This is a genomic window from Desulfovibrio legallii, assembly GCF_900102485.1.
Lineage (GTDB): Bacteria > Desulfobacterota > Desulfovibrionia > Desulfovibrionales > Desulfovibrionaceae > Desulfovibrio > Desulfovibrio legallii_A.
Genome location: NZ_FNBX01000013.1, coordinates 38323 through 54786 on the forward strand (window position 1 = coordinate 38323; position 16464 = coordinate 54786).

General features: G+C 64.6%; 16 protein-coding genes. 14 read left to right on the plus strand and 2 right to left on the minus strand.

From position 1 onward, the window contains the following. Positions 1-44: 44 nt before the first annotated feature. On the plus strand, positions 45-476 hold the full coding sequence (locus BLS55_RS08620; RefSeq protein ID WP_092154341.1) for an OsmC family protein: 432 nt from the start codon (positions 45-47) through the stop codon (positions 474-476). Positions 477-574: 98 nt separating this feature from the next. On the opposite strand, the gene BLS55_RS08625 is transcribed toward BLS55_RS08620, so the two are convergent. Further along, positions 575-2110 (minus strand): outer membrane homotrimeric porin, encoded by a 1536-nt coding sequence (locus BLS55_RS08625; protein WP_092154342.1) that lies wholly within the window; start codon positions 2108-2110, stop codon positions 575-577. A gap of 320 nt (positions 2111-2430) precedes the next feature. On the opposite strand from BLS55_RS08625, the gene BLS55_RS08630 reads away from it, so the two are divergent. The 11 genes from BLS55_RS08630 (at position 2431) to BLS55_RS08680 (ending at position 11443) form a co-directional block, all read left to right on the plus strand. Next, positions 2431-3765, plus strand: coding sequence for an MFS transporter (locus BLS55_RS08630; RefSeq protein WP_092154344.1), 1335 nt, complete (start codon positions 2431-2433; stop codon positions 3763-3765). Positions 3766-3811: 46 nt separating this feature from the next. Beyond that, the gene (locus BLS55_RS08635) at positions 3812-4636 is read left to right on the plus strand and encodes a thioredoxin domain-containing protein (RefSeq protein ID WP_092154346.1); all 825 of its coding nucleotides are present in this window, start codon (positions 3812-3814) and stop codon (positions 4634-4636) included. Positions 4637-4737: 101 nt separating this feature from the next. After that, positions 4738-6117 (plus strand): dihydrolipoyl dehydrogenase family protein, encoded by a 1380-nt coding sequence (locus BLS55_RS08640; protein WP_092154348.1) that lies wholly within the window; start codon positions 4738-4740, stop codon positions 6115-6117. Between the two features lie 10 nt (positions 6118-6127). After that, positions 6128-6508, plus strand: a complete 381-nt coding sequence (gene gcvH, locus BLS55_RS08645; protein WP_092154350.1) for a glycine cleavage system protein GcvH — start codon at positions 6128-6130, stop codon at positions 6506-6508. Between the two features lie 159 nt (positions 6509-6667). Continuing rightward, complete coding sequence (locus BLS55_RS08650) at positions 6668-7702, plus strand: flagellar biosynthesis protein FlhF (RefSeq protein ID WP_092154352.1); 1035 nt, start codon at positions 6668-6670, stop codon at positions 7700-7702. 29 nt (positions 7703-7731) lie between these two features. Beyond that, a complete protein-coding gene (locus BLS55_RS08655) occupies positions 7732-8544 on the plus strand; it encodes a MinD/ParA family protein (protein WP_092154353.1) in 813 nt (270 codons plus the stop codon). Positions 8545-8667: 123 nt separating this feature from the next. Beyond that, on the plus strand, positions 8668-9441 hold the full coding sequence (locus BLS55_RS08660; protein WP_092154355.1) for a FliA/WhiG family RNA polymerase sigma factor: 774 nt from the start codon (positions 8668-8670) through the stop codon (positions 9439-9441). A gap of 44 nt (positions 9442-9485) precedes the next feature. Beyond that, positions 9486-9866 (plus strand): chemotaxis response regulator CheY, encoded by a 381-nt coding sequence (locus tag BLS55_RS08665; protein ID WP_092154357.1) that lies wholly within the window; start codon positions 9486-9488, stop codon positions 9864-9866. A 120-nt stretch (positions 9867-9986) separates the two neighbouring features. After that, complete coding sequence (locus BLS55_RS08670) at positions 9987-10649, plus strand: flagellar basal body-associated FliL family protein (protein ID WP_092154359.1); 663 nt, start codon at positions 9987-9989, stop codon at positions 10647-10649. Between the two features lie 48 nt (positions 10650-10697). Continuing rightward, positions 10698-11015 (plus strand): hypothetical protein, encoded by a 318-nt coding sequence (locus BLS55_RS08675; RefSeq protein ID WP_092154361.1) that lies wholly within the window; start codon positions 10698-10700, stop codon positions 11013-11015. Beyond that, the gene (locus tag BLS55_RS08680; RefSeq protein ID WP_092154363.1) at positions 11012-11443 is read left to right on the plus strand and encodes a hypothetical protein; all 432 of its coding nucleotides are present in this window, start codon (positions 11012-11014) and stop codon (positions 11441-11443) included. The genes BLS55_RS08675 and BLS55_RS08680 overlap by 4 nt, the downstream gene beginning before the upstream one ends. A 98-nt stretch (positions 11444-11541) precedes the next feature. On the opposite strand, the gene BLS55_RS08685 is transcribed toward BLS55_RS08680, so the two are convergent. Continuing rightward, positions 11542-13287, minus strand: a complete 1746-nt coding sequence (locus BLS55_RS08685; RefSeq protein ID WP_092154365.1) for a 3-phosphoshikimate 1-carboxyvinyltransferase — start codon at positions 13285-13287, stop codon at positions 11542-11544. Between the two features lie 525 nt (positions 13288-13812). On the opposite strand from BLS55_RS08685, the gene aprB reads away from it, so the two are divergent. Next, on the plus strand, positions 13813-14301 hold the full coding sequence (gene aprB / locus BLS55_RS08690; protein ID WP_092154367.1) for an adenylyl-sulfate reductase subunit beta: 489 nt from the start codon (positions 13813-13815) through the stop codon (positions 14299-14301). A 37-nt stretch (positions 14302-14338) separates the two neighbouring features. Beyond that, positions 14339-16327, plus strand: a complete 1989-nt coding sequence (aprA, locus tag BLS55_RS08695) for an adenylyl-sulfate reductase subunit alpha (protein ID WP_092154369.1) — start codon at positions 14339-14341, stop codon at positions 16325-16327. The last annotated feature ends 137 nt before the right edge of the window (positions 16328-16464 follow it).

Consider the following 16464-nt stretch of genomic DNA (forward strand, 5'->3'; position numbering starts at 1 on the left):
ATTGAACGTTGAAATACCCTATTACCCGTCAAACAGAGGATCTTATGGCCACCGTTACTGAAACGTATTTGGGCAATCTGCGCGTGGAATGCGTCCACACCCTGAGCGGCACCAAACTCTGCACCACGCCCACCCCGGACCACGGCGGCGCGGGCGACAGTTTTTCTCCCACCGACCTCTGCGCGGCGGCCCTGGGTGCCTGCGCCTTGAGCGTGCTGGCCACCTATGCCGAAAACCACGGCCTGGACGTGAGCGGCACGCGGCTGGAGATCAATAAGTCCATGACTTCCGGCAGCCCCAGCCGCATAGGGCGGCTGGAGGTCACCTTCCACATGCCCGCCAGGCCGTACAGCCAGAAGGAAAAAACCGTTATGGAGCGCGCCGCCAAAACCTGCGGCGTACACCACAGCCTGCACCCGGACGTGGAGCAGGTTTTTATTTTTGACTGGCCGGATGCCGCGCCGGGCGCTGCATAAAAAAGCGGACAGGGGCCCCCTTACGCCGGGGCGGGTGGACAAAAGAGCGGCGCAGGGGCAGGGCCCCGCGCCGCTCCGGCGTCAGGTCGGGCGCCCGCTCAGAACAGGTAACGGAAGGAGAGCGAAACGCGCCAGTTGTCGCGGTACTGCGAATCTTCCACGCCGTGCCAGGTGTCACCGTCCAGGTGCAGGTTCACATAGGCGGCTTCCAGGTTGACCAGCAGATTTTCGTAGATCTTGTAGGTATTGGAGATGCTGTAATCCCAGGCATGGTCCGTGGTGGTCAGATAGGCCATGGGGCCGTCCGCGCGGCTGGGATAGCTGACCATGTTGGCCTTGCGGGGCATTTCCGCGCTGTTGGTGCCCTGAAAATAGCCCACCTTGACAGTGTGGGTAAGGTCTTTGACGAAGCTCAGGTCTTTGATGCCGATCACACCGCCCGCCAGGCCGCTGGGGTTGTGGCCCAGCACCTTCCAGGTGTTCAGGTCAAAAAAGCCGCCGCCGAAGCCCAGAGGCGTTACGGGCCAGGCCGTATTGAACTGGGGCAGGCGCTCGGAGCCGTTGTAGGGGTTGTCGTCGTCGCCACTGCCGTACCAGGCGGTGAGGCCGGGCGTGCCCCAGTCGCACTTGTAGTCCACCCGCAGGGCCGCGTACCAGCCGCGGCGGGTGAGCTCAAAGGTCCGCCCCTGGGCGGCCGTAGCGCCAAAGCCCGTGTAGTTGTGCAGCTCGCCCATATCCACCGCGCCGTAGCTGAATTCGGCGGCGATGTTGAAGGGGGCCCAGAGGTTGAGCTCGGAGGTCAGGCCGCCCCAATAGCCGTTACTCCAGGTGTTGTGGGCGCTGCGGTAGACTTTTTCAAAGGTGCTCACATAGGTGCCGCCGCTGCCCAGCACAGGCATAAGGCCGCCGCGCGGCGCATAAATGGCGGGCTCGCGCTGGGCGGTGTTGTCGTTGATGCCGCGCAGGCTGTTTTCGCCCATCAGGGCGTACATGCCCCAGGGGGTAACTTTGAGGCCGGGGGCGGTGATGGGCACGCTCAGGCCGAACACGTCCAGGTTGTCCAGATAGCCTGATTCGTCTTTGTTGTATTGGGTCAGGTTCGAGTTGTCGTTATAGGGGCGGCCCCAGAAAAAGGCGGCCTCTATCCGCGCGTCGCCCAGCTGCACCTGGGGCAGGCTCAGGTTGACCCCCGCGGTAGACTGCCCGTAGACGGCGTTCCAGCCCGTGACGTAGCCCGGCAGCAGCAGGGGCTGCATGCCCATGCGCACCTTGAGGTCGGTTTTGGGCAAGGTCCAGTCGATGTAGACATGGCGCACACCCAGGTTCTGCGTGCCGTCCGCGCCCAGGGCCGCGCCGTCCTTGGCGGAGCCCCAGTTCATGGTGCCGGTGCCCACCGTAAACATGACGCTGCCTGAAAGGTTTTCGCTGGCCACGGCGTCGATCTGGGCACGCAGGCGCTCAATGGCGCCGAAGGTGTCCTTGCCGCTGACGCCGCGCGGCAGCACGTTTGAGGTTTCAAAGCTGATGTCAAAGGCTCCCTTGACCTTAAAATCCACCGCTTCGACCGGCTGCCGGCCCGCAAGAAGCGCGCAGACCGCAACCGCAAGCGCCAGGGCATGGCGGGCGTAGTGCATGTGTCCTCCTGTGATTTTTTGAACAATCCTTCCATATCCTCCAGCCATAGCTTTTTCATGCCCGTTGCTGTTGTTGTCTGACGTTGCGGCAACAACATTTTTGAGAATTATGCAATTTTTCACATGGCGTTGGATTCTTGTAAAAAATGATTATTTTCAAGGTAATATTGTGTTTCTGTGAAAAAAGACGCAAAAAGGTTGCCGCCACAACATTGCCGGGTCCGCTGCTGGCCTAGGTGAATAGGTGTATGCCTTGTGCATACGCTCTCTTTCACAACCGACCACAGCCCGCTGCCAAGGGCGCATATTCAGGAGGGGTCATGCAGGACGCACCACGCATCAGCAACAACTACTTTGATGGGCTCAAGGTCAGCGGGCGTCATAAGGTAGTGTTTTTCATCATCATGATCGCCTACTTCTGCGAGCAGATGGACAACTGGAATTTCGGCTTCATCGCCCCGGCGCTGATGCACAACTGGGGCCTGACCATGAAGGACCTGGGGCACGTTACCTTCTGGTACTTTGTGGCCATGACCTGCGGCGGTCTGGTGGGGGGCGTCATTTCGGACGTCATCGGCCGCCGCAAGACCTTTCTTATTGCCATCACGTTGTTTTCCACCGCGTCCATCATCAACGGTCTGACCAACAGTTTTCCCGTGTTTGTGGCCTCCCGCGCGCTGACGGGCTTTGGCGTGTTCTGCCTTATGGTGTGTTCGCAGGCTTATATTGCGGAGATGGCCCCGGCGGAAAGCCGCGGCAAATGGCAGAACACGGTGGCGGCCGTGGGCTTTTGCGCCGTGCCGGTCATTGGCATGCTCTGCCGGGCCGTTATCCCCCTGCACGAGGAGGCCTGGCGGTATATCTTTTATATGGGCGGGTTCGGCTACCTGGCGCTGATCATTGCCTGGAAGTACCTGGACGAATCGCCCCGCTGGCTGGTGGCGCGCGGCCGGGTGGCCGAGGCCGAGGCCATTATGCTCGACATCACCCACCAGAACATCGATCTTTCGGCGGTAGCGGCCAAGCAGCCGCCCCGCAAGGCTCCGCTCAAGGAAGTGCTGCTGAGCATGTGCAGCAAAAAGTACCTCAAGCGCACCATCGTTATTTTTTTGCTGGTCATCCTCACCAATCCGGCCACCTTCCTGGTCACCAACTGGACGGCCACCCTGCTCAAGGCCCACGGCTTCAGCCTGGAGGACTGCCTCATGGCCACCACGCTCATTTCCATCGGCGTGCCCCTTGGCTGCTATGTTTCGGGCTTGTTTTCCGATATGGGGGGGCGCAAAATCCCCATCGTCTGCATGCTGGTGTTCATGGCCGTGCTGGCCCCCATCTTCGGCAATGTCAGCGGCTACTGGCTGGTGGTGGTCATCGGCGGGCTGCTCACGGCCGGCGTTATGGGCATGGGCTTCACGGTGTTTTCGTACACGGCGGAGTCTTACCCCACCATGTCGCGCAATACGGCCACCGGCTTCCACGCCGCTTCCGGCCGCCTGGCCGTGGCCTTTTCCCAGCCCTTGATTCCTGTTGTCTACGCAGCATACAGCTTTGACGGCGTGTTTTATATATTCACCGCGCTCTGCGTCGCCGCGGCGCTCATTCTGGGCATCTGGGGCGCGCGCACGGGCGGCAAGTCGCTGGAGGACATCGCCTGAGCCTTTGGCAGCATTCCGCCCCCCACCTTTTCCGTACGAGGTTTGTATGAGCATCACACTGTATACTGCACCGGAGTGCATCCGCTGCAAAATCGTCAAAGCCTTCCTGGCCGAACGCGACATCCCTTACGCCACGGTGGACTTCAAGGCGGACGCCCCGGTCTTCAACGCCTTTTACCGCGCCAATCGCAAGGCCATTTACCGCAACCCCGAAGGCGTGGAGTTCCCTTTGTTTGACGACGGCCAGGTCATCAAACAGGGTTCCGGCGAAATCATCGCTTACCTGCTCTCCGGCCATGTGCTGGAAGCCTGCGTCACCAGGAGCGACCTGCTCCACGGCAAGATCGGCGGCATCTATCCCTCGCAGTGCCCCGATGGCCAGGAGGAGAACCTCTGCATTCTGGTGGACCGCCTGGCCGCGGGCGGCCTGGAGGTCTGGCTGCAGGCGGACGGCCGCAAGCCTGCGCTGCTGGAACGCCTGCTGGCGATCAAAGGCGTGAAGGCCGTGCTCAACGTGGCGGGCGGCCCGGCCGCCGCGGCCGCGGTGTACGGCGGCGCGCCCGACGCGGCCTCCCTGGCCGCCAGCATCAAGCTGGTGCAGGATATCCCCGGCGGGGGCGTGCGCTTCCTGGCGCGGCCCCTGCCGGGGGCGGACGGGCAGTGGGCCTGGCCTGGACGCGAAGACGCCAGAGACGCGGCCAAAATGGTGGCCGAAGCCTGCGGGCAGCCCACCTTGCCCTACCGCATTGAGGCGCTGCCGCCCGATACGGCCGTGGACCTGCACGGCCTGGATCCCTTGCCGGAGCAGAACCTGCTGATGTACCGTTCCGCTGCCCGGCAGTTTTTGTTCAAGGCCGAAATCGGCAAATAGGGCTCTTCGCGCGGACGACACGGTTTTGCCGCGCCGTCCGCGCGGCGGCCCGACCAAGATAACATCCGGCGTCGGCAGGCGTCGGTTCGGGAGGAATATCCGTGCAGACTTTTGACGTTCTTATTCTGGGCGGCGGCCCCGGCGGCACGTCGGCGGCCCGCCTGCTGGCCAAAGGCGGCAAAAAGGTGGCCCTGGCGGAAGACACGCACTGGGGCGGCACCTGCCTCAACTGCGGCTGCATTCCCACCAAGCTCCTGCTGGGGGCCGTGGCGCCGGCCGCCCTGCTGGCTGCGCAGCAGCGCCTGCGGGTGGCCAAGGGCGAAATTACTGTGGATTATGCCGCCCTGCAGACCCGTGTGGGCCGCTTCACCAAAGGCAGCAGCCAGGCCCTGGCCAAGGAGCTGACCGGCCTGGGCGTGACCCTGGCGGAAGGCCGCGGCGTGTGCGTCGGCACGGCGGAGGGCCTGCACCGGGCGCGCGTGGAGGGCAAGGACGGCGTTACGGAACTGACGGCCGCGCAGGTGATCCTGGCCTGCGGCACGTCTTCCGCTGCCTTCCCCGGCCTGACCCCGGACAACGACTGCGTGCTGGACAGCACGGCGCTGCTGCGCATTGCGGCCGTGCCGGAGAGCCTGATCATCGTGGGCGCGGGGGCCATCGGCCTGGAGATGGGCGACTTTTTCCGCGCCATGGGCAGCAAGGTGACCATTGTGGAGGCCGCCCCCCACATCGCGCCGCTGGAAGATGCGGATATTGCCAAAGAAATGCTCCGCGCTCTGACCAAGGGCGGCGTCGTCTGCCTGGAAGGCGCGCGCGCCAAGGAGCTGCGCACCGTGGACGGCCAGGCCCGCCTGACCCTGGAGGACGGCCGGGAAATCACGGCCGCCAAGGCCCTGGTAGCTGTGGGCCGCACGCCCAATACCCGTGGCCTGGGGGCGGAAAGCCTGGGCTGCGCCCTGAACCGCCGCGGCTATGTGACCGTGGACGCACACCTGGAGGCGGCCCCCGGCGTCTACGCCGTGGGCGACGTCAACGGTCTGACCCTGCTGGCCCACGCGGCGGAGCACCAGGCGGGCTATGTGGCCCGGCGCATTCTGGGGGGGGAGCCCGGCGCATACGCGCCGGGGGCTGTGCCTTCCTGCGTTTACGGCAGCACGGAAATCATGCGCGTGGGCCCCACGGCCGGGGAGCTGCTCCGGGCGGGACGGGCTGTGAGCGTTTCGCAGGCCCCCCTGACCATGAACCCCATAGCCCAGGCCAGCGGCCACACGGCCGGTTTCGTCAAGGTGGTCTGGGAGGGCGAGCGCCCGGTGGGCATGGCGGCTGTGGGCGGCGGCGTTTCACACCTGGTGAGCGTGGCCGGGCTGCTGCTGGCCGGGGAATATACGCCCGAAAAGCTGCACAGCGTCATGATCGCGCACCCCACGCTGGACGAAATCCTGCCCCTGGCCCTGAACGCGCCCCGCGCCGTCCCCCAATAAGGAGTTCTCCATGAATTTTCCAGAGGATAGACAGTACCACGCCGGGCACCTTTGGGCGCAGCAGCGCCCGGACGGCGTCTGGCGCATCGGCGTCACCGATTTTGCCCAGGATCAGCTGGGCGGCGTCATCTTTGTGGACCTGCCGGAAGTGGGGGCTGCCTTTGCCCAGGGCGAATCCTGCGCCTCCATTGAATCGGTCAAGGTGACGAGCGACGCGCTCATGCCCGTCTCCGGCGAGGTCACGGCCGTCAATGCCGCCCTGGCCGACGCGCCGGAACTCTGCAATGACGATCCCTACGGGGAGGGCTGGTTTGTGGAGGTGCGCCGCACGGCTCCGGACGAGGACGGCGCGCTTACGGCGGCGGCCTACGCAGCCCTGGTGCAGCATTGATTTTTTAGCGCTTTATCCTTATCTTAGGCGGCTTTCGGGCCGCCTTTTTTTTGGCTTCCGGCGGCCTGCAATTTTGGCCTGTAACTTGCATATTTTATCGCGTCGTCAGACAAACGGCACAATCGACACCGCAAGACGTGTGCGGCAAAGGAATACGACATGCAGGTCAAGACATTTACCGGAGCCACAGCGCAGGAACTGCTTGCCAGAATCAAGGCCGAAATGGGGCCGGACGCCGTTATTCTGGGCAGCCGCACCTTCCGCAAGAACGGGGCCGTCTGCCACGAGATCACCGCCGGGCTGGAGCGCCCGGAAGCCGCGGCCCAGCCCGCGGCCGCGGGCTGGAACGAATGGCGCAAAGACTGGCAGCACGTCAAAGAGCAGCTTTTTGCGCTTATGAAGCCCGCCATGCGTCTGGACCGCCTTACCCCCCGGCAGCGGGTGGCCCTGGAGTATCTGCAGCGCGAGGGCGTTTCCGACGCTGTGGCCGTGGATCTTTACCAGCGGCTGGCCGACGCGCCTGGCGCTTCGGTGCTGGAGTGCCTCTGCCGCATGGTGCCGGTGCGGCCCTGGGGCAGGGAGCAATGGCCCCAGCGCCTGCACCTGCTCACGGGCCCTTACGGCGCGGGCAAAACCTCCACAGCCCTGCGCCTGGCCCTGCACTGGCGGCGGCAGGAGCCGGAGGCGCGCATCGCCTTTATCAACGCGGATTGCCTGCGCGGCAACGGCCGCCTGGTGCTGCGCCACTGGGCCGAGCTTTCGGGCTTTGCCTATATGGAAGCGCCGGACAAGGCCGCCATGGAGCAGGCCCTGGCCGCCTGCGCCGGGGCGAGCGCCGTGTTTGTGGATGCGCCCGGCCTGGACCGCAAAGATACGCTGGCCGCCTGGAGCGAGCGCATGGGCCTGGACCTTGGCGACGCGGCCACCCATCTGGTGCTTTCCCCTTTTTACGACGAAATGCAGGTCCGCGCCCTGCTGCAGCGCTACCGCCACGACGGGCCGGGATCCCTGGTCTGGACCAAGTTGGACGAAGCCGTTAGCTTTGGTACTATGGTCAACGTGGCCTGCGCCGCAGGACTGCCGGTTTCGGCCCTTTCTTTCGGCGCTGAGCTGCAGCAGAGCCTTGCCCCGGCCACGGAGCCGCTGGTCTGGCGCCTGATTTTCAAACGGCAGTTGCCCGGCCAGGCGGCCTGAGCCCTGGCTGAAACATACGGAGCACTCAGATGAGCGGCACTTTCCCCCTGGTTTTTTCCGTCACCTCCGGCAAGGGGGGCGTGGGCAAAACCAATATTTCGGTCAATCTGGCCATCTGCCTTGCGCAACTGGGCAAGCGGGTGGTGCTCATCGACGCGGACCTGGGTCTGGCCAACGTGGACGTGGTGCTGGGGCTGACGCCGCAGAAAAATCTTTTCCACCTTTTTCACGAGGGCGCTTCCATCCAGGAAATCCTTTTTCCCACGCCCTACGGCTTTTCCATCCTGCCGGCCTCATCGGGCATGAGCGAAATGCTCACCCTTTCCACCGGGCAGAAGCTGGAGCTGCTGGAGGCCGTGGACGAGCTGGAGGACGACCTGGACTTCCTCATTGTGGACACGGGCGCGGGCATCAACGACAATGTGCTCTATTTCAACATGGCCGCGCAGGAGCGCTTGGTGGTGCTTACGCCGGAGCCCACCTCCCTCACGGACGCCTACGCCCTCATCAAGGTGCTCAAGACCAACCATGGGGTGGAGCGGTTTGAGGTCTGCGTCAATATGGCGCCGGACGCCAAAACGGCGCGGGAAATGTTTGTGCGCCTGCACCAGGCCTGCGACCACTTTCTGAGCGGGGTTTCTCTGGAGCTGGCGGGCGTGATCCCGCGCGACACGGCCGTGCGCAAAGCTGTGGTGCAGCAATTGCCCTTCTGCGTGAGCGATCCGCAGAGCCCAGCCTCCCGCGGCGTGCTGGAGATGGCCAAAACCATCACCACCTGGGAAGTGCCGGAAAACCTGGACGGCAACATCAAATTTTTCTGGAAAAAACTTTTATTCCGCTAGGCATTGCGCCTGTGCGGCAGAACGCGACGTCGCGCCCGGGCGGGCCGGAAGCGGCGGCGCACAACCGGCGCGGCACGGGCCTGCGCCACTGTGCGGGAAGAGGCGGCAACTGAGGGAACGGCCATGAAAACCGCCACAGCGCGGACGCAACCCTGGGAGGCGCTGGAAAGCGGCGCTACCGCCTGGGAACACTTTTCGCCGCCGGAGCAGGAAGCGGTGGTGCGGCACTACGCCCCCAAAATCCGCTTTCTGGCTCTGCGCCTCAAGGCCAAGCTCCCGCGCAGTGTAGAGCTGGGCGAGCTTATCAGCTCCGGCACGCTGGGGCTCATGGAGGCGCTGGGCAAGTTCCGGCCGCAGCTCGGCATCCGCTTTGAAACCTATGCGGAAAGCCGCATCCGCGGGGCCATGCTGGACGAGCTGCGCCGGCTGGACTGGTTTCCCCGTTCGCTGCGGCAGCGGGTGCGCGTCCTGGACGAAGCCATGCGGCAGGTGGAAAACGTGGAGGGACGCCCCGCCACGGAGGAAGACCTGCAACGCCTCACCGGCCTGGAGCTGCACGAGGTGCGGCAAGGGCTGGAGGCGCTGCAGAATCAGCTCTGGGTTTCGCTGGACGCCATCCAGGATACCCTTGCGGGCGACGGACAGCGGAGCGACGGCGAACCCTACCGCAATACGGCCATGCGGGAACTGGTGGAGCGCGTTGCGCCGCTTATCGACACCTTGACGCCAAGAGAAAAGTTGGTACTCTCGCTTTACTATACGGACGAGTTGAATATGCGCGAAACCGCCGAAGTGCTGGGCATCACCGAAGGGCGCGTTTCCCAGCTCCATTCGCAGGCTTTGAACCGTCTGCGGAGGGAATTCGTCAGCCGCTACGGGGAAGGGCCGGAAATCTAATATAACAACGGTCCTTGGGGGACCAGTGGCGGAAGGAGTTTCTCATGCCTTACGATCCCAATATGCGCGTTCTTGTGGTTGACGACTTTTCCACCATGCGCCGCATCGTTCGCAACATTCTGCGCCAGATCGGCTTTCAGAACGTGGTGGAGGCCGACGACGGCACCTCCGCGTGGGATGTGCTCAACAGGGAAAGGATCGACTTCATCGTTTCCGACTGGAATATGCCCCAGATGACCGGCATAGAGCTGCTGCGCAAGGTCCGCGCCAGCGAGCAGTTCGCGCATATCCCCTTTCTCATGGTCACGGCGGAGGCGCAGCAGGAGAACATCATCGAGGCCGTGCAGGCCAAGGTCTCCAATTACATCGTCAAGCCGTTCACTGCCGACACCATGAAGCAGAAGATCGACAAAATTTTTGCCTGATCGCCGCGCGCGCAGCGCTAAGGCAGCCGTGCGGCCTTACGCCCGGCGCGCGGCCCATGCGGCGTTCGGGCTCCGGGCTTTGGCGCGCGGCGGCAGCGGCGCAGGGTTCGGGAGGAACGCGTGGCTGAAAAAACTGCCCTGAAAACCGATCCGGATACGGACGCCCTGCGCATGGACCTGGGGCCGGACCCGGCCCGCCGCAAGGTGGAGCTGGACCTGGACGACGCGCCCTTCCTTAAGTCGGAAGCCGCCACACCGGCCGTGGCCGAGGGCGCGCCCACGCCCGCCGTGCCGGAAGAGGGCAAACCCGTCGCCAAAAAGCGGCTCTGGCGTCTTGTTGCCGCCGTGGGGCTGCTGGTTTTTGTGGGCGCGGGCAGTGCCGTCTGGTGGTTTTTGCTGCGCACCCCGCCCCCGCCGCCCCCGCCCGCCGTCAAGCCCGAAGTGGTGGTGGTGCCCCAGGCCCCTGCCGCCCAGCCGCCGCAGGAGCAGGTCAAGGAGCTGGCGCCCTTTGTGGTGCCGCGCGCCGTGGGCGGCGACGCCGCCTTCCTTATCTGCAAGTTCTCCGTGGTTTACAAAAATCCCGTCCTGGGCGCGGAAATGGACCGGAAAATGGTTTCCCTGCGCGACGCCCTGTACTTCTACCTGGGCAGTAAAACCGACGTCTTTCTGCTGGACGCGGGCAATGCCGCCGTCATCAAGCACGACCTGACCGAAGTGCTCAACGATTACCTGACCCAGGGGCAGGTTACGGATATTTTGCTGGAAAGCTACCTGAATTCATAAGCCCTTGCCGCGGCCGCACGCGGACCGGCGGCAGGGCGGGAGGCCGGCATGAGCGTTGACGCTACTGTGGCCGTGCTGTATGCCCAAACCGGTCTGGCCACTTCCATGGCCAATGCCGCGGCGGTGGCCCCGCAGGCTTCCGCCGCCATGGCGCGCGTCCTGGCTGCTGAAATGGCCCGGCAGGAACAGCGCCAGGTCAGCAAGAGCGAACCCGGCGGCAAAACCTCGCTGGAGGCAGACGGCCACGCGGCCGGCGGCGAGGCCCGCTTTGCCACCCGCCGGCGGGCCAGAACCGCGTCGGAAGAAGAAGCCGAGGCGGCCCCCGTTTCGCCTCTGGTGGGCAATCTGTTGAATATCAAAGTATGAACGCAACCCTGCTGTTTGTCCTTTTGGGCGTTTTTTCCCTGCTGGAGCTGGCCATTCTGGGCGGCGTGCTGTTTTTTTATCTGCGCCTGCGCCGCTCGGAAGCGCTTGTCAACGCCCTGCAGGGCAATCAGCAGAGCCTGCTGCAGCGCATTGAGATGAACGCCCGCCTGGAGCGCGAAATTGTGGGCACTTTTGCCCAGCGGCAGGCCGAGCTGCGCGACCTGGACGCCAAGCTCGAAGCCCGCGCTCAGGATCTGCGCCGCCTGCTGGAACAGGCCGAAGGCATCAGCCGCTCCCCCCGTTTTTTGCGCGAGATCATCCTCAACGGCCGCAAAAAAGGGCTTTCCCCGCGGCAGATCGCCAAAAACGCCGGGCTGAGCCTGGACGAGGTGGAGCTTATCCTGGCCCAGGAGGCAGCAACGGTCTGACGACCGCTTGTTTTGCCGTGCAAAAGCGGCGCGGACGGAGAGCCTCCGTCCGCGCCGCTTTTTGTTTTTTTATGCCGGACGCGCGCCGTCGCGGGCTTTTACCACTCTTCGTCAGGCGGCAGCTCCGGCGGCACGGCCACCACAGCGGTGTGGATGCGCCGCCGCTTGGGGGCGTCTGGCGCGGGGGCGGCAGGCTCCCGCCGCAGAACAGGCTCCGGCAGGCTGTTGTACAGCATCCAGAAGGCCGGGTAGAGCCCGGTCATGACGCCAGGGTTGCCCAGCTTGCGGTGGGGCCGGGCGCAGGCGGCCAGGGCCAGCCCCATAGCCCAGACCGGGCTGGGGGCGTTCCAGGGGGTTTCCGGGCTGCCTTGTTCTTTTTTGCACAAAAGGCCGTCTTCGCCCAAGGCGCAGCCCACGGCGTGCAGAAAACTTTCCGCTTCGGCAGGGGCCACTTCCGGGGGCAGCGCGGGCAGGCGCACAGGCTCGCCGCGCAAAGCCGCGCAGGCGGCCAGGGCCAGGGGCAGGGCGGCCCAGTCGGCCGGGAAGTGGGCCGGCAGCTCCGGCAGCGGAAAGCGCTGCAGCGGGGTTGCGCTTTTGGCAAGAATTTCGCCTTGTTCTTTGCGGGTATCCTGGCGCAGGTCCAGGCCGAGGTCTTGCAGCAGTTCCCAACCGGCCAGGGCCGCGGGCCAGCGCGGCCAGAGGCCCGTAAGGCGGGCGCTGCCGCCCTGCACCAGGGGCAGCGCCAGCAAAAATACGGCCAGTTCCGGCTCCAGGGGCAGCACCGGGGCCTCGGGCAGGGCCAGGGGGCCTGGGGTCACGCGCACCTTCCCGCCGTCCGCCTGCACCTGGGCTCCGGCGGCGCGCAGCACGGGCAGCACGCGGGCCAGGGCCGTATCCCGATCCGGGTGGGCGGCAAGGTCCACGCTTAGGGCGCGCTCATAGCCGGGCGCGGCCAGCAGCAGGGCTTCGGCCAGCTCCACAGGCGCATCGGCGGGCAGGGTGAAGGCGTCCGGCAAAATGCCGGAGCACTCCAGCCGCACGGGCAGGCCGACGCTTTTGGGCACGGCGTGCACCAGCCGCGCGCCCAGAGCGGGCAGGGCGTGGCGCAGGGCCGTGAAGTCGGCCAGCTTCAGGCCTGGGCCGCCCGTGATTTTGACCCGCGAGGGCCGCCCCAGATAGTGCCCCAGCAGGAGGAAAAAATTCCAGGCGCTGTCGCCCGCGTGCAGCACTTTGTCCGGCGCGCCCAGGGGGGGCGCTTGTCGGGCCAGCACGCCGTCGTCGGTGCGGGTCAGCGCCGCTCCGGCCTGGACGAACATCTGCACGCAGTCCGCGATGGGGTCGTTCATCAGGCAGGGGGTCAGACGCAAGGGGCGGCCCGTGGCGGCCGCCAGGTAGAGCCAGGCCCGGGTGACGCGGCAGGCCAGGGGCGCGGTCATCTCCAGGCGCACGGGGCGGGCGGGCGGGGCCAGGTTGAAGGCCGTGCGGGGCGGTTCCGGGCGCAGCTCGGCGTCCGCTTCCCTGGCGTCCGGGGCCACGGGCCGGGGTTGGAAAACGACCTCCTGCATAAGGGCGAAAAAGTGGCCGGTAAGCCGGGGGTCGCGGCTCACGCGGGCCGCGGCGGCCTCCCACGATTCGCGCAGGAACTTTTCCTCCGCGGGCTCCAGGCGGGGCTTATCCCCTCGCATGCGCGCAAGCAGGTTGTGGCGGCGCAGCAGAAGGCGCAGGATGTCGCGGTCAAGGTCGCTGACCACTTCGCGCAGGGGGCGGCGGGGCCGCGCTTCGCGCTGGTCGCGGTGCTGGCGCGGCGCGCGCGGTTCACGCGGTTCATGAGAGTGCTCGGTCATATGTCGTTGTCCAAAGGATGAAGTGGGGTGGACGCCGCACGCAGAGGCCCGCGTCGGCTTTCGGCCGCGGCGCACCCAGTAAAAAATCGGGGCGTGAGGGCTTCCCTTGTCTGTGCAAGCGTGTTAGCCTGAATCGACTTCTCTGGCAAGGGCGGAAGGCCTGTGCGGCCCGCAGGGGCGGCCGCGCCCTGGCGGTTTTGCGCAACCCTGCGCAGTTGCGGCGCTTTTCGGCGGCTTTTGTGCCGCGGCGGTGACAGTGCGGCGGCAAGACTATTAAATTTTTTTTCACAAGATTTATAATATGTTGTTTTAAAAGCATTTTTTTAGACGGGTAGGAGAAGTTTCCACGAATTTTTCCCAGGGGGTCTTGACGTGAATGCCAGGGGCTTGTTACTAATTGCGCAAGCCATACGCCCTACCTTCGTTGCGGAGGCGCTCGGCTGACCCCCGGCGTGACGGATTTGCTTTGCGCCTCGCCGAACCCGGCGGGTTTTCTGTAACACTTTTACGAGTTGGAGGACACATATGCCGACGTTTGTCGATCCGTCCAAATGCGACGGCTGCAAGGGTGGCGAAAAGACGGCCTGCATGTACATTTGCCCCAACGACCTCATGATCCTCGACCCTGAGGAAATGAAGGCCTACAACCAGGAACCGGACGCCTGCTGGGAATGCTATTCCTGCGTTAAAATCTGCCCGCAGGGCGCCATCACGGCCCGCCCCTACGCGGACTTCGCGCCCATGGGCGGCACCTGTATCCCCATGCGTTCGGCCGACTCCATCATGTGGACGGTCAAGTTCCGCAACGGCAACGTGAAGCGCTTCAAGTTCCCCATTCGCACCACGCCTGAAGGCTCTATCAAGCCTTACGACGGCCGCCCCGAAGGCGCCAATCTGGAAGACGAGCTGCTGTTCACCGAGACCGCTCTGGCCGCTCCCAAGGAAGCCATGGGCAAGAAGTTCGATGTGGCGGAAGCCGATAAGGTCTTTACCTGCAAAGAACACGGCCGCTAGGCTTTTGCAACAGCAAGTGCGATAAGGAGAAATCACTATGCCTATGATTCCCGTGAAGGAAGTGAACAAGGGCGTTGCCATTGCCGAACCCGAAGTCAAAGAACATGCGGTTGACCTGCTCATCGTGGGCGGCGGCATGGGCGCTTGCGGCACGGCCTATGAGGCCGTGCGCTGGGGCGACAAACATGGCCTGAAGATCATGCTCTGCGACAAAGCCGCGCTGGAGCGCTCCGGCGCTGTGGCCCAGGGCCTTTCGGCCATCAACACCTACCTGGGCGAAAACTCCGCCGACGACTATGTGCGCATGGTCCGCACCGACCTCATGGGCCTGGTGCGCGAAGACCTCATCTTTGACGTGGGCCGTCATGTGGACGACTCCGTGCATCTGTTTGAAGACTGGGGCCTGCCCTGCTGGATCAAGAGCGACGACGGCCACAACATGAACGGCGCTGACGCCAAGGCCGCCGGCAAGTCCCTGCGCAAGGGCGACAAGCCCGTGCGTTCCGGCCGCTGGCAGATCATGATCAACGGCGAGTCCTACAAGTGCATCGTGGCCGAAGCGGCCAAGAACGCCCTGGGCGAGGACCGCATGATGGAGCGCATCTTCATCGTGAAGCTGCTGCTCGACAAAAACACCCCCAACCGGGTGGCCGGCGCCGTGGGCTTTAACCTGCGCGCCAACGAAGTGCACATCTTTAAAGCCAACGCCATCATGGTGGCCGCCGGCGGCGCGGTGAACGTGTACCGCCCCCGCTCCACCGGCGAAGGCATGGGCCGCGCCTGGTACCCCGTGTGGAACGCCGGCTCCACCTACACCCTGTGTGCGCAGGTGGGCGCCGAAATGACCATGATGGAAAACCGCTTCGTGCCCGCCCGCTTCAAGGACGGTTACGGCCCCGTGGGCGCGTGGTTCCTGCTCTTCAAGGCCAAGGCCACCAACTCCAAGGGCGAGGACTACTGCGCCACCAACAAGGCCATGCTTAAGCCCTACGAGGACCGCGGCTACGCCAAGGGCAACGTTATCCCCACCTGCCTGCGCAACCACATGATGCTGCGTGAAATGCGCGAAGGTCGCGGCCCCATCTACATGGACACCAAGACCGCCCTGCTCAACACCTTCGCCAGCCTGAGCGAAGAGCAGCAGAAGCATCTGGAATCCGAAGCCTGGGAAGACTTCCTTGACATGTGCGTGGGCCAGGCCAACCTGTGGGCCGCCACCAACACCGCGCCTGAAGAACGCGGCTCCGAAATCATGCCCACCGAGCCTTACCTGCTGGGTTCCCACTCCGGCTGCTGCGGCATCTGGGCCTCCGGCCCGGACGAAGCCTGGGTGCCGGAAGACTACAAAGTCAAAGCCAGCAACGGCAAGGTCTACAACCGCATGACCACCGTGGAAGGCCTCTTCACCTGCGCCGACGGCGTGGGCGCTTCCGGCCACAAGTTCTCCTCCGGCTCGCACGCCGAAGGCCGCATCGCCGGCAAGCAGATGGTGCGCTGGTGCCTGGATCACAAGGACTTCAAGCCTGAGTTCAAGGAATCGGCCGACGAGCTCAAGAAGCTCATCTACCGTCCTTACTACAACTACATGGAAGGCAAGGCCGCTTCCACCGACCCCGTGGTGAACCCCAACTACATCACGCCTAAGAACTTCATGATGCGCCTCGTCAAGTGCACCGATGAATACGGCGGCGGCGTGGGCACCTACTACACCACCTCCAAGGCCCTGCTGGACACCGGCTTCTGTCTGCTTGACATGATGGAAGAGGACTCCGAAAAGCTGGCCGCCCGCGACCTGCACGAGCTGCTGCGCTGCTGGGAAAACTACCACCGCCTCTGGACCGTGCGCCTGCACATGCAGCACATTGCCTTCCGTGAGGAATCCCGGTACCCCGGCTTCTACTATCGTGCGGACTTCATGGGCCTTGACGACAGCAAGTGGAAGTGCTTCGTTAACTCCAAGTACGATCCCGCCACCGGCGAGACCAAGATCTTCAAGAAGCCCTACTACCAGATCATCCCTGACTAGTCGGGCGGCACTGGAACGACACTGGGGCGGCCGCAAGGCCGCCCCAGACTGCTGACGGGTCGGCGCATCGCGTGCCGCCGGCCCGCGCCGCCGGGCGGTCGCAAGACCGCCCCTTTTCTCGGCGCAGCGGGGCCTCA

Bases quoted from the DNA above. Each gene is read 5' to 3' on its own strand.
- BLS55_RS08620 (WP_092154341.1), top strand. From the start codon at position 45: ATGGCCACCGTTACTGAAACGTATTTGGGCAATCTGCGCGTGGAATGC.
- BLS55_RS08625 (WP_092154342.1), bottom strand. From the start codon at position 2,110: ATGCACTACGCCCGCCATGCCCTGGCGCTTGCGGTTGCGGTCTGCGCG.
- BLS55_RS08630 (WP_092154344.1), top strand. From the start codon at position 2,431: ATGCAGGACGCACCACGCATCAGCAACAACTACTTTGATGGGCTCAAG.
- BLS55_RS08635 (WP_092154346.1), top strand. From the start codon at position 3,812: ATGAGCATCACACTGTATACTGCACCGGAGTGCATCCGCTGCAAAATC.
- gcvH (WP_092154350.1), top strand. From the start codon at position 6,128: ATGAATTTTCCAGAGGATAGACAGTACCACGCCGGGCACCTTTGGGCG.
- BLS55_RS08650 (WP_092154352.1), top strand. From the start codon at position 6,668: ATGCAGGTCAAGACATTTACCGGAGCCACAGCGCAGGAACTGCTTGCC.
- BLS55_RS08655 (WP_092154353.1), top strand. From the start codon at position 7,732: ATGAGCGGCACTTTCCCCCTGGTTTTTTCCGTCACCTCCGGCAAGGGG.
- BLS55_RS08660 (WP_092154355.1), top strand. From the start codon at position 8,668: ATGAAAACCGCCACAGCGCGGACGCAACCCTGGGAGGCGCTGGAAAGC.
- BLS55_RS08665 (WP_092154357.1), top strand. From the start codon at position 9,486: ATGCCTTACGATCCCAATATGCGCGTTCTTGTGGTTGACGACTTTTCC.
- BLS55_RS08675 (WP_092154361.1), top strand. From the start codon at position 10,698: ATGAGCGTTGACGCTACTGTGGCCGTGCTGTATGCCCAAACCGGTCTG.
- BLS55_RS08680 (WP_092154363.1), top strand. From the start codon at position 11,012: ATGAACGCAACCCTGCTGTTTGTCCTTTTGGGCGTTTTTTCCCTGCTG.
- BLS55_RS08685 (WP_092154365.1), bottom strand. From the start codon at position 13,287: ATGACCGAGCACTCTCATGAACCGCGTGAACCGCGCGCGCCGCGCCAG.
- aprB (WP_092154367.1), top strand. From the start codon at position 13,813: ATGCCGACGTTTGTCGATCCGTCCAAATGCGACGGCTGCAAGGGTGGC.
- aprA (WP_092154369.1), top strand. From the start codon at position 14,339: ATGCCTATGATTCCCGTGAAGGAAGTGAACAAGGGCGTTGCCATTGCC.